Origin of the sequence: Bartonella sp. AP7XZML, assembly GCF_042195745.1 — a bacterium.
In the GTDB taxonomy this organism is placed as follows: Bacteria; Pseudomonadota; Alphaproteobacteria; order Rhizobiales; family Rhizobiaceae; genus Bartonella.
In genome coordinates this window covers 1-20,680 of the sequence record NZ_JBHIOT010000016.1, presented here as the reverse complement: position 1 = coordinate 20,680, position 20,680 = coordinate 1, and the positions used below count along the sequence as shown (strand labels likewise).

Genomic DNA, 20,680 nt, shown 5'->3' with positions numbered 1-20,680 from the left:
AACAACCCATAAGGTTACAAAAGTCACTAACGATGATTAAAGATTCCACCGTATAATGCTTAACACCTATACACTCTATCAACAATACCCTTTTTACCGAAAAACTCGAAGCGCTTTTTTACATTCTTAAGAAAGAAAAAGAGAAGGTAAGCACAAAATGATAAAGAATTTTTTCTAATCTATAAAATAAAATATTATATAAAATAAATATGAAATAATATTAATGTAAATTTATTATAGAATTACTACATATTATGTTATATGAAGTAATATTTCACAATTTTAATAATATAATATATTTAAACGTTTTAAAAAGTATATTCATTAATATAAAATTATTGATTATAAAGAATACGATCTCCTTTACATCTCAATTCAAAAGATTTGAATATCTCTTCTCTTTCTAAAGTATAAAATAAAGTTTTGTTCCTCTTAAAATTTCCTCTTTATATCATCTTGCATAGATGAATTTTTAGCTCTTCTTTATATGCGTTACAAACGAATTTTAAAGCACGAAACATTTTTCCCATTGCTCTCATGCGATAAAGAAATTTCCGTAATGCATTGTGAAAGCGCCTTGAACAAAACATAATACTTTATTTTGCTTTTTTAAATGAAAATAATCCTATAATATATACTTCCTGCATATCTTCTTTTAAAGACCTTTGCTTTCGATTTTCCCTTTGATATCTTCCTGTTAAAATCTTGCTGCTTTTATACTCCTTGTATTACAATAGAGCTATCTATTTAACCCAACATAACATATGGAATAAGACTTTAGCTGTGGAGTAAAACGATGTCTGATCTTGAAGATTCCATCTTACCACCTCTAAAGTGGTTCTCTGATCAAAATCCTCCAATACCAGAAAATATTCGCGATTGGCTCATGGAATCGGGCTCAATGACGCTTCGATTAAAGAAATATTGTACCTGCCTCCAAGTTCAACCACAACGCGAATGTTTTATTACGCGAGATAAATTAACAGAAGAAGCAGAGCATCTCCCCGAAAATGCGCGTTATTGGCTACGCGAAGTCATATTAATGGGAGATAATAAACCTTGGCTCCTTGGACGCACTGTAATTCCACAAGAAACCCTCCTACACAATCAAGCCTTGATGCATTTGGGAACTGTACCTCTAGGACATTATTTATTTAACAATGACAAATTAACCCGCGATTACATTCATATTGGTCAACAAGGTGCGCTATGGGCACGCCGTTCCCGTTTGCGGTTAACGGGTAAGCCATTGTTGCTAACTGAACTATTTTTAACAGATTCACCACTGTATCCCCACAAATAGAGGTTACTCATTTTATTCTGCATAACTTATAGATTTCATATAGCTTATAAGGGATTTAATCAGAGAAAAGAATTTCAAAATTATCTCAAGAACACATTAAAAACAAAGATTTCTTTTCAAAATATCCTTTTATTTCATAAACTCAGCTTAAAAATGTCTCTCCTAGAAAAAACGTTTTAAAGTTCTGATTTTCTTATCATTAAAACCAGCACTTGAATTAAAAAGATACACACCATATTGATAAAACCATCTACGTTTAAATTTTTTGCTGAATAATCACTACTCTAAAATACGGTAACTCTTTATCAAACAAATGCTTTGAAACAGCAAAAAAGACAATAATACACTCCCCAAAATTGGAAATCTGTATCAATTAGCTTAATCATTCTGTTTTAAAATTTTTAACAGTGCTGACAATAGATCTTTTTAAAAAAGTAAAAACTCTATAATCTTTTTGTTTTTTAATGGTCTAACAGCTTTGAAGAACAGAAAAATATAATACATAAAAGATATTTCATTGCTCTATGAGAGCCCAAAAAGTTTAGTTGATATCAAAAAGTTATTTTTTTGATAATAGTATGTATGTACAAGATAAATGACATTTATCAACATCCTACTGACTTACAAAGGCGACGCACAATAAAAAATATTTTCCAATCCCCTTGAATTAACAAGATCTATTGCAATTTTTGACGAAGACTATTGCACACTTTAGAAAAATTCATTTGCCCCGCATACCGTTCCTTAAGCCATGCCATCACCTTACCGATATCGCGTAATTTTTCTGCCTTTGTTTGTGCCAAAGCTTCACAAAGAACCTGTTCTACTTCCATCTCCTTAAGCTGATAGGGAAGAAATTCACGAATAACTTCTATTTCTGCTTGTCCTCTCTCTGCCAATTCCAAGCAACCAGACTCTTTATAGGCTCGCATCAATTCTTCACGCTGTTTAAGCATTTTAGTGAAAACAGACTGTATCTGCTGATCATCCACTTCTAGCTTCCCTTCATCATAATAAAGAATATCACGATCCCTAACTGCAGCATTCATTAAACGAAGTGTAGCAAGACGCGCACTATCTTGCGCTTTCAAAGCAGCCCTAAGAGCCCCATCAATCTGGTTACGCAACATAAATTTATCCAATTTTTGTTCAAGAAGATGCCTTTTAACCAATCTTTATCCATCTTGCAATGGAGAATAAAAAAATAATTAAGGACTCGATCTTCGAAAAGCTAAAACAAGACTTTACCTCTTCATGGAATGTACTTATACTGCCTATTTCAAGCGAAACGTTACCAGAATAATATACACAGCATCCGCTAAAGGTATGATTTTTGTGTAAAGTTGATCATTATACCTTTCAGAGAATAAATTGTGGATACATACTATGATACAAGCGACTTCACCCAGCCACCCTTGGAGTATCAAAAAACCGACAGCCCTCTTAGTCTTAGCAGATGGGACCGTTATTGAAGGCAAAGGAGCAGGTGCTACAGGTATAGCTGAAGCTGAAGTGTGTTTTAACACCGCCATCACAGGCTATGAAGAAATCCTCACAGACCCGTCATACACACAACAAATCGTTAATTTTACTTTTCCTCATATAGGAAATGTAGGGGCAAATAGCGAAGATATTGAAGATCTCTCTCCTCTCAATTGTCATGGTGCTGTTGGCGCTATTTTCAAAGCAGACATTACACATCCCTCAAATTATCGATCCAATGAAAATCTTCATCAATGGCTTAAAACGCGTAAAATTATTGCACTTTGTGGTATTGATACACGTGCACTCACAATTCTTATTCGTGAAAAAGGTGCACAAAATGCTGTCATTGCACACGATGCTAATGGAAACTTTGATATTCCTTCTTTAAAGAAACGTGCGCAAAAATGGCAAGGTCTCGTCAATCTTGACCTTACGAAAGACGTGACATCTCAATCATCAATGCAATGGAATGAAAAACCATGGAGTTGGAATAAAGGATACGGTACAAACAATGTGCACAATCTTCATATCATTGCAATTGACTACGGTATTAAACGTAATATTCTTCGCCTTATGGCAACACAAAAAGCACGCATTACTGTTGTGCCTGCTCACACAACTGCAAAAGAAATTCTGGCAATGAACCCTGATGGCGTTTTTCTTTCTAATGGACCAGGAGACCCCGCAGCTACGGCTCAATATGCCATTCCAACAATCAAAACATTAATTGATCATAATTTACCAATTTTTGGAATATGTCTTGGTCATCAACTTCTTGCTCTTACGGTTGGTGCAAAGACCGTGAAAATGCACCAAGGACATCATGGTGCCAACCACCCAGTTAAAGACCTTAACACTGGAAAAGTTGAGATTGTATCGATGAATCACGGTTTTGCCGTAGATTCTTCCTCTTTACCACAACATGTTCAAGAAACACATATTTCTCTCTTTGATGGTTCAAACTGTGGTATTCGAATCATTGGAAAACCTGTTTTTTCTGTTCAATATCACCCCGAAGCTTCTCCTGGACCACAAGATAGCCACTACCTCTTTCAGCATTTTAGTGATCTCATTATGAATTATAAAAAAATATCTTAAAATAAAAAGCCTCACCTTTTAACTTCTCTCCTTTAAATTATATCATCTTCCTACGCACAATTATATTATTTTTATACCTACAACTTATTGAATAAATATTCTTATCGATCATTCTGAAACTAAAAAGAGCGCTCTGAATAGCTTAAATTTTTCTCATTCCTCTCCTCTTAAGGTCGTATCCATCAAAATCATTGGCTTCTCCCCCCAAGCAAGATAAGTGTATCGATAAAAACTATTTTTAAAAAGAGTAAAGTGTCTAACCATACCAAAAGCTCAGAGCTATCGGAACATTGGAAACTGGCAAAGTGAATGATGCGCTGCATCTTTTATATACGTAAAGAAAGTAGTGTACAGCAGATCATATACCATTGACAGTGACTTTTACCTTATATTCTTTATTGGTACTATCAAAATTAGCGTGAACGCATTGAAAGCTATTCCTTCAAATAAGCATTTGATTCACAATACAATTTCAAGCATTCTATTGTGCATGAGAAGCATAATTCCTACTAAAGAATAAAAAAATTAAAGTGTGAGACAATGCAACAAATCTCTACTTTTTAAAAGATATTGCCGTAGATGGTTTTGAAAACTGTAAAGTCGAATAAAAAAGTAATCGCAAAACAGAAAACATCTTTTCAATTTTACAACTTTATATTCTTCCAAAATGAGGTTTTCTTTCGATTCCAGAAGTGATGCCAACAAATATAAGCAATATTTTACTTCCAATTTGCCATATAAAATTTGGAATTGTTCATACAATACTGATACATCTAACTCAGATACGTTTTAATCTTTGTTTTCAATATGCTGCTGCATTAGCACTGGATATTAATTTGCAAGCAATAGAAAAAATACGGACTCCCCCTCTACAAACAATATCACAAAATAAAAAAATTATTTTTACTAAATGAGAAGGATATATCGATATTTTATACAACACTTTGTGAAACAAATATCACAAAAACTTTCTGCCTATAAAATGATACATTTTGTTTATCTTGTGCATTCTTTAGCAAAATAGTACGTACCAGCCCCTCTCAACAAATTAACGTACCCGCAAGGCAAAAATAACTGTCGCAACGACAAGAAGAAAAAAGCCTCCAACAAAAGGAGCACCAGAAAAATAAAACAGTGCATTTTTATCTGTAAAACATTCAAAAAGAAACACATAAAAAACAGAACCAAATGTTAAACTCAACGAAATAACAGATGTCATCGCTCCTTGCAGTTCTCCTTGTACATTTGTAGGTACCTGCGCTGAAGCAATCGCACGTATAGGTGCATGAACAAGATATTCAAGCATTGTACACGCACAAACCATATAAACCATCCACCCCTGCGTCGCGAATGTATAACCCAGCATAGCAACGGAGGCAAACAAAAGCCCCACTATAACAATATGCCAATCACTCCATCGTTTAGAAAAATAAGGCAAAATGAGAGCGACTACAATAAATTGGCCTACCCCAAAAACACTATAGGAGAGTCCAATAGAAAAAGAACTCCAATCATAGCGTTCTTTTGCAATGAAAGCCCAAATGCTTAACCATACAGATTCCGCAAACCAATAAAGAAAAAAGACCAATAACACCCAAAGAACCATCGGGTATTGTTTCAGATGCCAAAAAGCACCTAAGGGATTTGCCCGCTTAATATCAAAAAAGCGCCTATTCCATAAAGAAAGGGTTTCTGGAAGCATAACCCAAGAAAAAATAAAATTAATGAGAGAAAAACCAACAGCAAAATAAAACGGAATACGCGGACCAAACTGACCTAAAAAACCACCTATAAACGATCCTAAAATAAACCCCAATGCGGATGCAATGCCTAACAAACCAAAATTGCGTGTACGGGTTTTATCATCGGATATATCCGCAAGATAAGCTGTACAAGTTGCAAAACTAGCGCCACTTATCCCTGACAAAAGACGTCCGATAAATAACATAGAATAGCTCCATGCTATAGCACATATGAGATTATCAAGAGCAAAGCAGATAATAGAGAGAAGCAAAATAGGACGACGACCATAACGATCAGAGAGATTGCCAATAACAGGAGCAAACAAAAACTGCATCACTGAATAAGCTGCAAGTAATTTTCCTCTTTCTACAAAAGATGTACTGACCTCTTTTCCAGTTAATTGAGAAAAATATTCAGGCAAAACAGGACAAATGATCGCAATACAAAGAATATCTAACAATAAAGTGATGAACACTAAAACGAGCCCACGCTGAACAAATTTCGGATTGAGCATTTGGTCTGGCATAACATACACACTATTTTACACATACAATGACTCCCCCGCTCTCTTTTAACTCCTTTTTCCTTTTAAAAGTATTCTATACCGTATACTTTTCACATACAAAATAATAACAAAGTAAAAATTTAAGTAAGAGTCAAGATAAAACTATAAAATTACGTTTTAATTGGTATATATTTAATTGCTATCTCATTGTCAAAGAATAAAAATTTTTTTGCATTATACGAACAAAATATTTGTGCGACAAACTCATGAACAAAATTTCATGAAACACAAAGTATTTCCAATAGTTTTAGAGACATTATGATGAATTTTATCAGACATCGTTTCCCCCTCTCATCCCACCGTTTTCAGGAATCTCAATTCCATCAGATACGTTAGATATACTATAGTAATTGAAACCTTTTAAAAGATAAGCTCTTAAAAAATTTTCTTACCCTCAGAATATGCTATAAGGTTAAAGCAGCATCACCAGAATAGCTTAACAACGTAAAAAGCTCATCATATTTTTAAAAGTATTTATTTGACAATAATTTTGATTAAAAAATAAGTATATTATAGAGAAAGTTCTTTAATTCTATAATCTTAGAAAATATTCATATCGCTTGCAATTTGTGGAACCTTATTTTATCCTTATATTCATTGATACTCTTAATGATTGTATGCTACCATTAAATCTAACGATGATCATGATAAGCATTTAAAAAAATAGCACTTTTAGAAATAGTTCGTCATGAATTTTTAATTCAAAAATGGTGTATAAAATGCGAAAAATATCCCTATTAATTCTCATATTAATGTTGGTAACAGGATGTGATGTTCAGGATTCTGATTCACAAGAGAGTATTTTAGAAAATAAAATAAAAACACAACAAACAACCAACGTAAACCTAGATCCCTATACTCTAAATAAATTAAATACTCTTCTCAAAAAACGTTCAGAAACAAATTATCAGGAAAAAGGGGCACTAATTGACTTTCTTTCTGAAGCTTTTTTAGGGACACCTTACCAAGCAAATATGTTACATGGCTCAGAAAATACACCAGAAAAACTGATTATTGACTTTAGAGGCTTAGATTGCTTCACTTATCTGGATTATGTTGAAGCATTGCGCAAATCAACATCCCAAACAGAATTCATAAATAACGTCATAAAAACGCGTTATATTAACGGTAATGTTGATTTTTTAAATCGGAAACATTTTTTTACGGATTGGGCTTATAGAGAATATAAACTCGCCACTGATATTACCGCTGAAATAAGTCCCCATGCGGTAAAAATAGAAAAATATCTCAACAAAAAAGCTGATGGTGAAAGCTATCTACCTGGGTTGCCAGTTGTGAAACGCACGATAACGTATATTCCAAGTAACTTTATTAATGAGGAGGTGATAGGTCGTTTACAGTCTGGTGATTTCATTGGTATTTATACGAAACTTGCTGGATTGGATGTAACACATGTGGGCTTCTTTATCATGACAGATAAAGGGCCAATGTTAAGAAATGCTTCTTCACGAAAAGAAAACGAAAAAGTCGTTGATTCTCCTTTTATGAATTATGTTGAAAAAACACCAGGAATCATTGTTTTAAGAGCTCTTGAATAACATCATAGCGATATGAAATATCTTCTCTATTCTTAAAATATATACTGTCGTTATTCAGGTAAACATCTAACTTCGTTCAAGCTATACGGATATAATATATTTGTTTACAGTTTTAAGAGAAAAAAGTCGTTTTGATCTAACTTTGTTTATAGGTCTGACAAAATCATTTTTGGAGAAATCACGGATTTGTAATCACTTTTACTGGTTGAAAGATTAAAGACAGAAAAGACTCTATTATAGTATCACGCTTTCCTTTCATATTCTCAACCAAGAGTTATCTTTAGATTACCGCTAATCTGATCTTTACGAATATAACGCAAAAAACACAAACGAACGTTTGTAAAAATAAGTAAAAGTAAAGCCAGATATGTTTGGTGTTGTTTCATAAAGTATTTTATAAAAATTCAATCTACCTCTCTAATTTATTGCATATAAATTTTTGACTTTATAGCATTGTTTTCCTTATAAAGTCTTTGCTTTTTGTTATTGTCTATCAATTAAAATAGCTCTAATGTAGAAGCATATTTATGATTAGGATGCACCAATACTGTACGAGTCCTTGTAAAATTTTGATGCCAGATTGGAATGAAAATATGAAAGCATCAATTAAAACCAGTTTCTATCTTTAGCATCATTCTTTAGTTCAGCTTTGCGATTTTCTACAGCAACGACAATAATATCCTTCAAAGAGTAGAGACATGAGCATTATTTTTTTTCATTCTTTAATGAGTCCCCATCCTTCATGCAATAAAGAACACTCTAAACAGAATCCATTGTATCGATAAAACAATACATTTATTAGCAACAATAATGATGATTAATCTATGATCACAAACTTTAAAACCCTATTCATAACTTTTATATAAAATTTATAATTAAATCTCATTAAACTTATTACGAAGGCTTCACTCCTCTTCGCCCTAAGAGACGAAACATCTACTCCTGAAAGTCTGTAAACAATCCGTTCTCTTAAGTGGATTTAAGCTGCTAACCATTTCATGAGATTCACTTACAAAAGAATACAGCGGTAAGTCGTATTTTGAATATTTACTCCATACTCTAAAAACACTTAATAGATCAAATTTTATATGCCTTATCTCACCACACCTTAAATGACAGTGTTTTAACAAAATAGAATAAATCTTGCCTTAAATACTCTATTTAACCTTGTATACTTGATTGATGCAAAAATAAAATCAACAAAAGAGCATCATCGTATTTTCGAGAGGTATGAATCGCTCCATCATAAAAAAACAGCCCTTATAACATAACAGACAATTTGAAAAAATCTTTTTATATAAAAGGGATCACCGTTGTACCAGGAGGCAATTTTGCCTCATCTTCAGGCTCGACATGAATAGAAATACGCACATTATCAAATTCTTTTTGAAGAACAGCTTCGATTTTATCACAAATTTTATGTGCTTCTCCTACCTGCATTATAGCAGGCACAACCAAATGAAACTCTATAAAAGTAACCCTCCCAGCAACACGCGTCCGCAAATCATGGACCTCAAGCGCACCAGATGCATTTGCAGAAATCAGCTCACGAATCCGCATGCTTTCATTCAATTCAACGCCAACATCCATTAATCCCTGAACAGCATTTCTAATCACCTTCCAGCCCTGTAAGAGAATATTAACGGCAACGATTATCGCTAAAATTGGATCTAAAGCTCCCCATCCTCCGACAAAACCGGCAATCAAACCAATTAAAATTGCAAGCGACGTAAAAACATCAGTTATAAAATGTACTCCATCAGCTTTAAGAGCCGGTGAGCGATGGAGTTTTCCCTGCCCAATAAGAACCATTCCCCACATACAGTTTATGACAGTTGCAATAAGATGAATAGCAAGCCATATTCCAGGCTTCTGCAACAATTTAACGGTAGAAAGAGCTATCCATGCTTCTCTTAAAATAACAATTGCCGCAATAATAATGAGTACCCCTTCAAGAATTGCGGAAAAATATTCCGCTTTATGATGCCCAAAGGGATGATCATGATCTGCTGGCTTCATACTCACTTTAACAGCCCACCATGCTGCTAATGACGCAAGAATATTAACGATTGATTCCAATGCATCAGAATAAAGTGCAACCGAACCTGTGATGTGATATGCCCAATATTTCAAAGCAAAAACAATACACGCAATAAAAATAGAGTATAAAGTTAAGCTTTGTATATTGATTTTTACATCCATGAACCTCATCCTTTTCTTCACGAAATAGGGAATTAATATTTTCAACCATATCATTATACTTTTGGCATAACGACGATCTTTCCTCAATATTACAGAAGCTTCATCATACAATAAACGCCTCAGCTCACCATTATTATCGTAAAAACTGCTCAGTTACACGAACAGCACCAATAAATAAAGAAGAGAGAAAATAATAGAAAGAAGAGTTTTCCCAAGAGCAATCAAACACATAACCTTCATTATTAATCGTTTTCTGAATAACTTAAAGCCATCTCACTTCTCATAAACGAAAAACTTGTTTTTGCTCAAATCTATCATGATCATGCATTATTTTTTAATCTTATGATGTGCATTATAACCCATCTATAAGTCATCTTTGCACCTTAGAAAAAATATCTTAGCACTCTACTGTAACCTTACAGGTCAACTGGACTTTAAAATATGATTTATTAAAAAATTTAGATATAAAAAGAAGAACAATGATTACCCTCAAAAAAAAGAATCTGGGCATTGGGGACCCAGATTCTTTTCCCTTAGAAATTAAGGGCATACAGAGCTTGGGAAATAGCGGGGACCCAAGACACTGCACCCGATACAAGAAAAATATATGATTCCGTATCAGTATTTTTACATTATACCTATGGTTGCATGTTGTCAACATAAATTCTACCATAAGTTTTAAAAAATATTTTTTTATCTCTTCTTTTTAAATAAAACAAATTCTAACATCTGGAAATCATAAGAAAAAAGCACTAAAAATCTCGCATGCATTTGAATATCATAACAATCAATGAAACAGATGATCCACGCCTAAAAGCCTATCATAATATCCGTGAAAAAGATCTTGTTGGACGGCAACATCAATTTATTGCTGAAGGCAAAGTAACATTGTCCGCATTACTACACTCAAAAGAGTTTTCTGCCATCTCACTGCTCATCGTAGCAAACCGTCTCTCTGGACTTCTACCGCTTTTAGAAAAAACACAGCCCCTATGTCCCATTTATTGCGTTCCACAAAAAGTTATGGATAATATCACCGGCTTCCATGTTCATCGTGGTGTTCTGGGTATTGGTAAACGCAAAATACTGCCATCTTTACAAAGTTTTTTACAACATCTTCCAGAAAAAGCTTTGATTCTTGTTTTATGTGGTATCTCGAATCACGATAATATGGGATCAATTTTTCGTAATGCAGCAGCCTTTGCCAGTAATGGCATTATTGTCGACAAAACCTCATGCGATCCACTGTATCGCAAATCAATAAGAGTGTCTGCCGGCGCTGCTTTAAAAGTACCCTATACGCAAAACGCTGATATAGATGACATTATAGCTGCTCTAAACGATGAAAACTTTCATCTTTATGCACTCTCCCCTTCTGCCTCACACACACTATCAAACAAGCCAACAAAAGCAAAAGAATAGCACTTATTTTTGGAACAGAAGGCGATGGCTTACCACTCCACATACTACAACAATCAAACACCTTACGTATTCCCATGACTGACGGTTTTGACAGCCTTAATGTTGTCACAGCCTCAGGTATTGCACTTGCTCATTTTACCAACTTTGACCACTAAAGATGATAACACTTCAAGTTATAGAACATACCCAATGTTGTATGTTATCTACCAGTCTCCAATAACATTACCGTTCCCTAGCCTTTGAAAGCATTGATAAAAAACATTTTTACATTTTTTTCATCACTTTTCACACCCTAACCCCACTTATGACGTGCAGAAAATATAATGTTGATGGATTCAATTATAAAATAAACTTTCAATGAGAAAATCTTCCGGAAGTCTCTCATTCTAGTTTAAGGTTAAAAGATATCATTAAATCAATTTACTATGCTTTATAAAGCTGTTGTTTTTAGTTCTGAGGAAACAGAATCTTTTGTTTCGAGATTGCATAAAACGCGCTTCAACATCATTTCAGTATCGGCTGCACGTTCTGAATGTGTTACAAATCCTCCCCCAAGAATACGCGCCTCATGACCATTTCCATCATAAAGAACGCAAGCTTGCCCTGGTGCCACACCATTTTCACATTCCAATAAATCAACGGAAAAAATACCTTCTTTATAATGTAAACGCGCAAGGTGAGGAGGACGCGTTGAACGCACCTTTACAGCCACCTCAATACCTTGAGAAGGAAATTTATCTAACGACTCATCACCAAGCCAATTCACATCACGTAAAAAAAGCTTATGCGTTTCTAACATTTCACGCGGTCCAACAATAACACGTGCATTTTCCACATCGAGATAAACCACATAAAGCGCTTCACCCGTTGACACCCCAATACCACGACGTTGACCAACCGTATAATTAACAATTCCCGAATGTTTACCTAAAATCTTTCCATCAATATGGACAATAACGCCAGGATTAGCTGCTTCTGGACGCAGTTTTGCGATAACATCTGAATATTTTCCTTGTGGAACAAAACAAATATCCTGACTATCATGCTTATTGGCAACCACAAAGCCCATTTCTGCTGCCATTTCACGAACGCGGGCTTTTGGAAGGTCACCAAGTGGAAAACGCAAATAATCAATTTGTTCTTGTGTCGTTGCAAAGAGAAAATAACTCTGATCACGATCATTATCGAGAGGACGAAAGAGTGCTCGATGCGCTCCGTGGGAACGCGAACGAATATAATGTCCCGTAGCCAAAGCATCTGCTCCCAATTCGCGTGCCGTTGTTAATAAATCAGCAAACTTAACCGTTTGATTACATGCAATACATGGTACTGGGGTCTCTCCATGAGCATAACTTTCTGCAAAAGGATCAATAACAGCTTCGCGAAAGCGCTTTTCATAATCAAGAACATAATGCGGTATTCCTAGTGTTTCTGCAACGCGGCGTGCATCCTCAATATCTTGTCCTGCGCAACACGCCCCCACCCGATGCGTTGCTTCCCCATGATCATAAAGCTGCAACGTAATGCCAATAACATTATACCCTTCCTTTTTCAAAAGACCTGCAACAACCGATGAATCAACCCCCCCCGACATTGCAACAACAATGCGAGAATCCTCAGGTTGTCCTGGTAAATCAAGACTGTTTAAAAACATGTATTCATTCTCTATTTAATGCTCTGTTTAATGGCTAGCCATATGTTGACATTCTGATGCACGCTCTTTAGCACTTTTACACGATTGATTGTCTTTATATTATTTTTTTATCCTTTCCACAACCATAGGCATTACTTTCTTAAAAGCTGCTGCAAACAAAAAAAGAATGATAGAAATAAGGCATAATGGTAATCGTTTAGGAGAAAACCTTTTTTCTCTTTTGAAAAATCCGGTAAAATATTGCAAGAATCTCTTCTACACACTTCAACTTGAGCTTCTTTTTACATACCCAATCACTTTATTAATTTTTTCTTTCAGCGCTTTTAGCTCTTTTTTAAATTTCATGCTCTATAAACGAATCAAGTCCTTGACTAAAGGTAGAGGATACGAATGAGCAACTTGATAAAAACACAAATGAAATATGTTATTGGGCCAGATGGAAGTCCGCTTACAATTGCCGACCTACCGCCGCAAACAACACGGCGCTGGGTGATTCGTCGCAAAGCTGAAGTTGTTGCGGCTGTCAGAGGTGGATTGTTAAGTCTTGACGAAGCGTGCCACCGTTATACTTTGACCGTGGAAGAATTTCTTTCATGGCAAAGTTTAATCGATGAACACGGTTTAGCGGGATTACGAACGACCAAGATTCAACACTACAGGCATTAAGTTGCCATTGATTAATAACATAAAGCAATCTATAAAACAGCCAAACTTGATAAAAGTTTGGCTGTTTTATACTATATCCAAAAGATAAACTTGAAAGAATGGATTTTTCAATAATTGCTTTTATCATCCAGCCATTAAATTAGCCAACCATTGAATTAGATTGAATCAAAATATCCTTATCATCCGCAGCAATCTTCTTTTCTCGTGCTTCCAAAAGCTGTGCACGTTGCAGCTCTGTATTAGCTTCATGGAGAGCAATTTCAGCATTTGTTTTTTGAAGTTCTAAATCACGAATTGAATTGATCAGATTATCACGTCTTTGCCGCGCTGCACGCGCAAAAGCAGAATAAGCAAAATGGTGAACATCATTGTTTCCAGATTTACGTTCTTCATGAGTAATCTGTGCTTCCAACTCTAACACCATTCGTTCAAATTCTGCGATCATCATCTCAAGCTGTGCAATTTCACGGCGCTTTCCACGCACTTGAAACATCCTCAATCGCACCATATTTTCTCGTGGCTTCATACTCACTACTCCTTGATTGCGCCAACTCAAAACTCGCATTCACACCCAATAAATATCTTTTAGTTATATATCTATCCGACAAAAACAGTCTATTAACTTGAAATTATAATAATTTTTGCCTTGCATTAAAGCATCTGAAAATACAATCTGCTTTAAAGAGCAATAACTATTTCTTTAACTTTTCCCCCATTATAAACTGAAGAGGTTTAAAGCTCAGTAAATAAACACTGAAATTGTAAAAAAGTAATTTATAAAGCTCTTTTACAAATTTTTTTAAGTTAAAGTTTATAGAAAAAGCTCTCCTTTTTTATTATGTTAAAAAATATAGGATTTTTCTAAAATAATTTTGTAGCCTCTTTCAAAAATAAAAATATTTTGTTAACCACTATCATGGATAGTGGGGAATTTAGTAGTGATTGTTACGCGTACTACTGAAATGTTCATAAACGCTTTGTTATAAGTGTTTGATTTAATGAATTGTTTTTATAACAGTGGTTTTGCTAACTGATATAAAATAGAAATGCTCCTTATGATTCGTGAAGGAGCAAAGTGAGGGATCTAAAATGCGCGTATTATTAATTGAAGATGATAGAGCAGTTACTCAAAGCATTGAGTTGATGTTAAAGTCGGCTAACTTTAATGTTTATATCACTGATCTGGGTGAAGAAGGTATCGATTTAGGAAAACTCTATGATTATGATATCATTTTGCTTGATCTGAATTTGCCTGACATGTCAGGGTATGATGTCTTGCGGACTCTAAGGTTGGCAAAAATAAAAACTCCTGTCCTAATCCTTTCTGGTATGAATGCCATTGAAGATAAGGTTCGTGGTTTTGGCTTTGGAGCAGACGACTATATGACGAAGCCTTTTCATAAGGATGAGCTCATTGCACGTATCCATGCAGTTGTTCGTCGTTCAAAAGGACATGCACAATCGGTTATTGTTACCGGAGATCTCACCGTTAACCTTGACACAAAAACTGTCGAAGTTGCAGGGCGCCCTGTTCACTTAACCGGTAAAGAATACCAAATGTTAGAGCTTCTCTCTTTACGCAAAGGTACCACCCTTACCAAGGAAATGTTTCTCAATCATCTCTATGGTGGAATGGATGAACCAGAACTAAAGATTATCGATGTTTTTATTTGTAAATTGCGGAAAAAATTGGAAGCAGTCTCTTCCAGTGTAAATTACATTGATACAGTTTGGGGACGTGGTTATGTATTACGTGATCCAGTTGAAGAGAACGTACGAAAAACCGCTTAAGCAGTGAACATGCACATTGTAAAATCTCGGAGTGTAGCGGGCCGAGATTTTTTCCAGAGATCTTTTCTCTGTTAAAAGTAGAGAACTCGCACACTAAAAATCTCATATAGAAAGCGCTTAAAGCTTAAGAAGTAACCACACCCAATTTACACATATAACCTTATCACTCATAAGTTCAATCGAAGCCACTTTTCCCAACACAGCTTAAGCGCTTCTCTCTTATTCAAAGCTTTTTTACACTTTCTAAAACAATACAACCATCACTTTCATCAATATTTATTTTCATCTCTGTCATCTGAGCAAGTAACATTGTGTAATAAAATTGGATGACATGTGCATCAATAAGCTCTTCTTGAACTTCTCCACGAAATAACGCAAGAAAATGAGGGGGTATACGGAGAGTTCTACCGAAAACCTCAAATCGAAAAGAACGTTTATTTTCTTCTTGCAAAATCATAACAACAATTTCACCACCACGAGAAACTGTTGCGTTTGCAATCAATAATAAATTAAGCAAAAGTTTAACTTCATCTTTTTCTAACAATAAAGAAGAAGCTTGCCATTTTAAAGTTGCTTTTTCTTCTTTCATATATTGTTGAGCAACCTGCTCTGCAGTCCGTGTATCTATTTGTCCTCCACTTGCACCAGCAAAACCAAAAGCCAATCGCGCAAATTGTAGACGTGCAGCAGCACTCGCAACGGATAAACGCACCAATTGTAAAGCATCTTCTTCAGCTCCTCCTTCATCATAAAGCTCCATTGCATTTTGAATAGCCCCCACAGGTGAAATCAAATCATGGCAAATACGACTACAAAGCAAAGCAGCAAGATCCATAGGCTTCAAAGAAATATCTAACGTCATAATGATTGAAAACTCCTAGATTCAAAAAAACAAACTTTATTTTAAAGAAAAACTCTTAACATCTGATGCATAATAGGAAACATTAACAATCATGCTAAAAAATTCAGAAATAAATTCAAGAATTTAAATAACCTTATATCTTATTTTTTATTTGAATAGAATGAAAATTCTAATATTATCTTTTTGTTTATCACTAATAAAAGGAGAAAACTCCATGGCTCTCTCTCTGCTCAAATACTGGTACAAAAATATTATATCTTTAATCTTCCTTTTATTCATCACCATAAACACTACACAAGCTCGACTAAAACCAATAGAGCAAAACGAACCTCATTATTCACTCCAAGAAATTATTGATTCTGGTCATATTTTTTTTGGAAAAACAGCCAGTGGTCTGGCTGTTGCAATTCAAAATATTTTTTCAAAATACGGTTATCCCAATGCCTATATTTTAGGAGAAGAAGCTTCTGGTGCCTTTTTTGCTGGATTAACCTATGGCGAAGGAATGGTTTTTACCAAAAGCTATGGTCAACATAAAGTTTTTTGGCAAGGTCCCTCAGTAGGATGGGATTTTGGCGGCCAAGGCTCCCGTTTAATGATCTTAGTTTACAATCTTAATGGCATAAATAATTTATGGAGACGCTATGGTGGTATTTCAGGTTCGGCCTATTTAATTGCAGGTGTTGGTTTTCATGTCCTAAAATACCATAATACCTTGTTAATCCCAATACGTACAGGAGTCGGCGCACGCCTTGGTATCAATATAGGATATTTAAAATTAACACATAGACCGACATGGAATCCATTTTAAACGGTTTCTTATTTGAAAAGGGGTATTATGCTTATTCAATCATTTCTTTTTTTTATACTTGGAGTTGCTTTTACTTCCTGGTTACTGGTGCTTTTATCTCCTTTTATTTGGCGTAAAGCCGTTCATTTTGCGTATAAAGATGTTTGTGCGAAAATGCCATTATCACTCGCGGAAATAGAAGCAAATCACGATTTTCTTCGTGCACAACATGCTGTAGAATTAGCAAACAACCAACAAAAGTACGAATTTTTGCAAAAAAAATATGTCCAACAAAAAATACAATTGAGCCAAGTAACAGAACAATTTTATCGGCTATGCCTCCCCACAAAAGATACTCTCACCAAAGAAGCGATAGCAATCAAACAAAATATCGCCACACTACACACTTCCAAAGGAAAGACAAATGATGCGTGAAAAAGTCGCACACTATCAGCAACGCTTACAAAAAATCCAAACTCATGAGCTGGACACGACCGCCAACCACCAATTGCTAGAAGAACTCCGAGAAGAAACAAAAGAACTTGCAGCAACATTGGCAGCTCAAATAGCGCTACAAGAGGGGAATACATCACCCATCAACACATTGATTCAAAAATCCAAAAGCAAAAATGACCTAGCATCACGTATTCGCCAAAAAATAACTTTTCTCTCCAAAAGCCCTGTTAAATAAGTTATCTTTTAAAACACCTTAAATGAAGAGTAAAATCAACAAAGGTTCATTGTAACTTTCATAACCCAAATCCTTTTTACTAAACGTGACTTTTTTGCTAAGCTAAGGACAAAGTTTCTTAGCCCATACCGTTCTGTTAAAAAATATCTTCTTGTCTAGAAGCTTCACTTTCTAATCATATCACCGCTCTAAAGGACAACATTTCATAGGTCCTAGAAAGGAAATAATACCAAAATATTGGCCACACACTCTAACAAAAAATACCTTCTAAGATGGATCACCAATAGAGCTTTGACCATAATTTTAAGGATAAAAACACGCTCTCAAGAGTGATAAAAATCTCTTATTTTTTTGATAATCATATCCTGATCCGTTTGTGTCAAGTAAGGATGCATTGGTAAACTTAAAACACACTCTCCTAAAGACTCTGAAACAGAAAGGGAATCTTTTACATAAGGGAAGTGTTTATAAGCTGGCTGTTGATGTAAAGGAGTTTTATAATAAATCATTGTAGGAATAGAATTTTTTTGTAAAAAATCTTTTAATTTATCCCGTTCTTTTACCTTAATCGTATATTGTGCATAAGCAGAACGAATATTTTCTCCTATTTCTGGAACTGTAACAATATCTCTTAAGCCATTGGAATAGCGTTGAGCAATTTCCACACGCTTTTCCATTTCATCTTCAAAAATCGCAAACTTTTCTAGTAAAATTGCAGCCTGAATGCTATCTAGGCGCGAATTCATACCAATACGTACATTGTCATATTGCGTTTCACCTTTACCATGAAACAAAATAGAGCGTAAAAGTTCTGCAAAATGATCATCATTGGTCATCATAGCGCCTCCATCACCATAACATCCTAATGGTTTTGCAGGATAAAAACTTGTAGCAGCCACATCACCAAAAGCACCACACATAGTATTACCGCTTCTCCCCCCCATAGATTGAGCAGCATCTTCAATTACAAAAAGATTTTCCTTTGCAGCCACTTGAGCAATTTGCACATAGTCAGCAGAAAGTCCAAATAAATCAACGGCAATAATAGCTTTTGGCTTTAGACGTCCCTCTTTTTTTACCATTTCGATAGCGTGAGAAAGTTTTTCAACATCAATATTGAATGTATCAGGTAAAACATCAACAAAAACAGGTTTAGCCCCCACCAAAGCAACCACTTCAGCCGTTGCAGAAAACGTAAAACTAGGACAAAAAACAGCATCCCCTGGACCAATATTTTTAGCCATAAGAGGCATCTTCAAAGCATCTGTTCCATTAGCACATGCAATCACATGTTTAACGCCAAGATATTCTGCCAATTTCTCTTCAAATTCTGTTACTTTTGGCCCCAAAATATACTTACCACTAGCGACTACATGCGCAATTGCAGAATTAATTTTATCTTCAATACGCGCACGCTGCGCCCCAAGGTCGATGAATTGCATATTAACTCCATTGATCATCACAAGAATGCAAAAGCGCTACCTATCTCTTTTATCTATCATAATTGACATCAGCAGCTGTTAAAATCCGTAAAACCGCAATAGCATCATCACCATTTGTACGAGGTGATTGACGCGTTTCAATACAATGAAGGAAATGCCGTAATTCGCAAGTAAGCGGCAAATCTTCACAAACATCAATGTAATTCAGCTCATCCATGCTAAAAGCCCACTCTTGATTTTCTTTCCAAACGGCAAAATGGTGCATTGCCAATTTACGACTCCACGGTTCCATATCATCAAAAACGAGTATAGCCTTTGTTCCAACAACAATTAAACGCCTCTCACGATAAGAACTCAAGCGTGAAGTAAAAAGATGACTACGCACACCATTTGGAAAAATCATATGAATATGAGAAAAATCAGAAATCTGATCAACGACAGCAGCCCCCTCACCGCGAATTTCGGAAGGTTCACATCCTGTCAACGCCAAAATCATTGAAAGATCATGAGGGGCAAGATCCCATAAAGCATCACTGTGTGTGTGAAATTTTCCAAAGCCTAATCTATGAGAATAAATATATCGCACATCTCCCACATCTCCGTTTTTCACCAATTCACACATTTTTTCAAAAGCTGGATGAAAACGCAAAATATGGCCCACCATAAAAACTCGCTCATAGGCCTCAGCCTCCTGAACTTGGCGTTTAGCATCAGAAACATTCAAGGCTATTGGTTTTTCCACCAAAACATCTTTACCATTTTTAACAGCACGGAGCACATTTTGCGTATGCAATTGTGGCGGCAACGCTAATACCAGCGCATCAATATCTCGATGAGTAAAAAGATCATCTGGTGTAACAACCTCTACACCATACAGTGTTGCAAAACTAGCAGCACGATCATTATCAATATCAGAAACTGCTGCTAAAGCCCCGAGAGAGTGGAGTGTCCGTATATGATTTTCACCCCAATGACCGCATCCTAAAACCGCTACACGTGGCACCATTTTCATGCCTTACCTTACTTTATCATATGAAAATTACACTTTTACATATCGAGGATAAAATAGAATGACAAGAGAAAAGCTTAAAAACGACGCTTGACATCTTACTATTCTACCCCTTATATCCGCAAAAGATGTAATTATTGACAATTATGATTGCTTATTTTGGCGGAGTAGCTCAGTAGGTTAGAGCAGAGGAATCATAATCCTTGTGTCGGGGGTTCAAATCCCTCCTCCGCTACCATTGCTTTTTTATTGTGTGTAGCTTGCCAGCGGGTTTTGTATATTTTGCCACTAGGTTTTGTACCTGTAGCTTGCCAGCAGTGTAGCTTGCCAGCAGGTTTTGTATATTTTGACACTAGGTTTTGTACCAATTTATTTTTTCTCAAAGAGTTTTAAAGATG

At 35.4% G+C, this 20,680-nt stretch carries 16 protein-coding genes, 1 tRNA gene and 1 pseudogene; 10 read left to right on the top strand and 8 right to left on the bottom strand.

What is annotated here, in order from left to right:
• Positions 1-796: 796 nt before the first annotated feature.
• Complete coding sequence (gene ubiC, locus ACFILT_RS01010) at positions 797-1,303, top strand: chorismate lyase (protein WP_375678628.1); 507 nt, start codon at positions 797-799, stop codon at positions 1,301-1,303.
• A gap of 677 nt (positions 1,304-1,980) precedes the next feature.
• Here ubiC and ACFILT_RS01005 read toward each other — a convergent pair.
• On the bottom strand, positions 1,981-2,475 hold the full coding sequence (locus ACFILT_RS01005) for a GatB/YqeY domain-containing protein (protein ID WP_375679446.1): 495 nt from the start codon (positions 2,473-2,475) through the stop codon (positions 1,981-1,983).
• Positions 2,476-2,689: 214 nt separating this feature from the next.
• On the opposite strand from ACFILT_RS01005, the gene carA reads away from it, so the two are divergent.
• On the top strand, positions 2,690-3,886 hold the full coding sequence (carA, locus tag ACFILT_RS01000; protein WP_375611964.1) for a glutamine-hydrolyzing carbamoyl-phosphate synthase small subunit: 1,197 nt from the start codon (positions 2,690-2,692) through the stop codon (positions 3,884-3,886).
• 1,048 nt (positions 3,887-4,934) lie between these two features.
• Here carA and ACFILT_RS00995 read toward each other — a convergent pair.
• Positions 4,935-6,155 carry an MFS transporter gene (locus ACFILT_RS00995; protein WP_375678631.1) on the bottom strand — a complete coding sequence of 407 codons (1,221 nt, stop codon included), beginning with the start codon at positions 6,153-6,155 and terminating at the stop codon, positions 4,935-4,937.
• 758 nt (positions 6,156-6,913) lie between these two features.
• On the opposite strand from ACFILT_RS00995, the gene ACFILT_RS00990 reads away from it, so the two are divergent.
• Entirely contained in the window at positions 6,914-7,753 is an 840-nt protein-coding gene (locus tag ACFILT_RS00990) for a DUF1460 domain-containing protein (RefSeq protein WP_375638346.1), read from the top strand.
• 1,293 nt (positions 7,754-9,046) lie between these two features.
• On the opposite strand, the gene ACFILT_RS00985 is transcribed toward ACFILT_RS00990, so the two are convergent.
• Positions 9,047-9,955, bottom strand: coding sequence for a cation diffusion facilitator family transporter (locus ACFILT_RS00985; protein WP_375618193.1), 909 nt, complete (start codon positions 9,953-9,955; stop codon positions 9,047-9,049).
• A 765-nt stretch (positions 9,956-10,720) separates the two neighbouring features.
• Here ACFILT_RS00985 and ACFILT_RS00980 point away from each other — a divergent pair.
• Positions 10,721-11,532 (top strand): annotated as a pseudogene (locus ACFILT_RS00980) (TrmH family RNA methyltransferase).
• A 275-nt stretch (positions 11,533-11,807) separates the two neighbouring features.
• On the opposite strand, the gene mnmA reads toward ACFILT_RS00980, so the two are convergent.
• Complete coding sequence (mnmA, locus tag ACFILT_RS00975) at positions 11,808-13,031, bottom strand: tRNA 2-thiouridine(34) synthase MnmA (protein WP_375678634.1); 1,224 nt, start codon at positions 13,029-13,031, stop codon at positions 11,808-11,810.
• A gap of 390 nt (positions 13,032-13,421) precedes the next feature.
• Here mnmA and ACFILT_RS00970 point away from each other — a divergent pair, with 390 nt between their 5' ends.
• Positions 13,422-13,697 carry a DUF1153 domain-containing protein gene (locus ACFILT_RS00970; RefSeq protein WP_273790817.1) on the top strand — a complete coding sequence of 92 codons (276 nt, stop codon included), beginning with the start codon at positions 13,422-13,424 and terminating at the stop codon, positions 13,695-13,697.
• A 139-nt stretch (positions 13,698-13,836) separates the two neighbouring features.
• Here ACFILT_RS00970 and ACFILT_RS00965 read toward each other — a convergent pair whose 3' ends face one another.
• A complete protein-coding gene (locus ACFILT_RS00965) occupies positions 13,837-14,223 on the bottom strand; it encodes a flagellar export protein FliJ (protein WP_375606932.1) in 387 nt (128 codons plus the stop codon).
• Between the two features lie 563 nt (positions 14,224-14,786).
• Here ACFILT_RS00965 and ctrA point away from each other — a divergent pair.
• The gene (gene ctrA / locus ACFILT_RS00960; protein WP_273790819.1) at positions 14,787-15,488 is read left to right on the top strand and encodes a response regulator transcription factor CtrA; all 702 of its coding nucleotides are present in this window, start codon (positions 14,787-14,789) and stop codon (positions 15,486-15,488) included.
• Positions 15,489-15,711: 223 nt separating this feature from the next.
• On the opposite strand, the gene chpT is transcribed toward ctrA, so the two are convergent.
• Positions 15,712-16,350 carry a histidine phosphotransferase ChpT gene (gene chpT, locus ACFILT_RS00955; protein ID WP_375632317.1) on the bottom strand — a complete coding sequence of 213 codons (639 nt, stop codon included), beginning with the start codon at positions 16,348-16,350 and terminating at the stop codon, positions 15,712-15,714.
• A gap of 214 nt (positions 16,351-16,564) precedes the next feature.
• Here chpT and ACFILT_RS00950 point away from each other — a divergent pair, with 214 nt between their 5' ends.
• From ACFILT_RS00950 to ACFILT_RS00940, 3 genes are read left to right on the top strand one after another with little or no spacing between them, the layout of a single operon-like run.
• Positions 16,565-17,161, top strand: coding sequence for a DUF1134 domain-containing protein (locus ACFILT_RS00950; RefSeq protein WP_375613340.1), 597 nt, complete (start codon positions 16,565-16,567; stop codon positions 17,159-17,161).
• A gap of 27 nt (positions 17,162-17,188) precedes the next feature.
• The gene (locus tag ACFILT_RS00945; protein WP_375611956.1) at positions 17,189-17,575 is read left to right on the top strand and encodes a hypothetical protein; all 387 of its coding nucleotides are present in this window, start codon (positions 17,189-17,191) and stop codon (positions 17,573-17,575) included.
• Positions 17,565-17,831, top strand: coding sequence for a hypothetical protein (locus ACFILT_RS00940; RefSeq protein ID WP_375611955.1), 267 nt, complete (start codon positions 17,565-17,567; stop codon positions 17,829-17,831). Before ACFILT_RS00945 ends, ACFILT_RS00940 begins: the two co-directional genes overlap by 11 nt.
• A gap of 323 nt (positions 17,832-18,154) precedes the next feature.
• Here the strand turns inward: ACFILT_RS00940 and ACFILT_RS00935 are convergent, their stop codons facing one another.
• Positions 18,155-19,273 (bottom strand): DegT/DnrJ/EryC1/StrS family aminotransferase, encoded by a 1,119-nt coding sequence (locus ACFILT_RS00935; RefSeq protein WP_375611954.1) that lies wholly within the window; start codon positions 19,271-19,273, stop codon positions 18,155-18,157.
• A gap of 49 nt (positions 19,274-19,322) precedes the next feature.
• Positions 19,323-20,279: a Gfo/Idh/MocA family protein gene (locus ACFILT_RS00930; RefSeq protein ID WP_273790823.1), complete on the bottom strand. Its 957-nt coding sequence runs from the start codon at positions 20,277-20,279 to the stop codon at positions 19,323-19,325.
• Between the two features lie 164 nt (positions 20,280-20,443).
• Between ACFILT_RS00930 and ACFILT_RS00925 the strand changes: the two genes are divergently transcribed.
• A tRNA-Met gene (locus ACFILT_RS00925) sits at positions 20,444-20,520 on the top strand.
• Positions 20,521-20,680 lie beyond the last annotated feature (160 nt).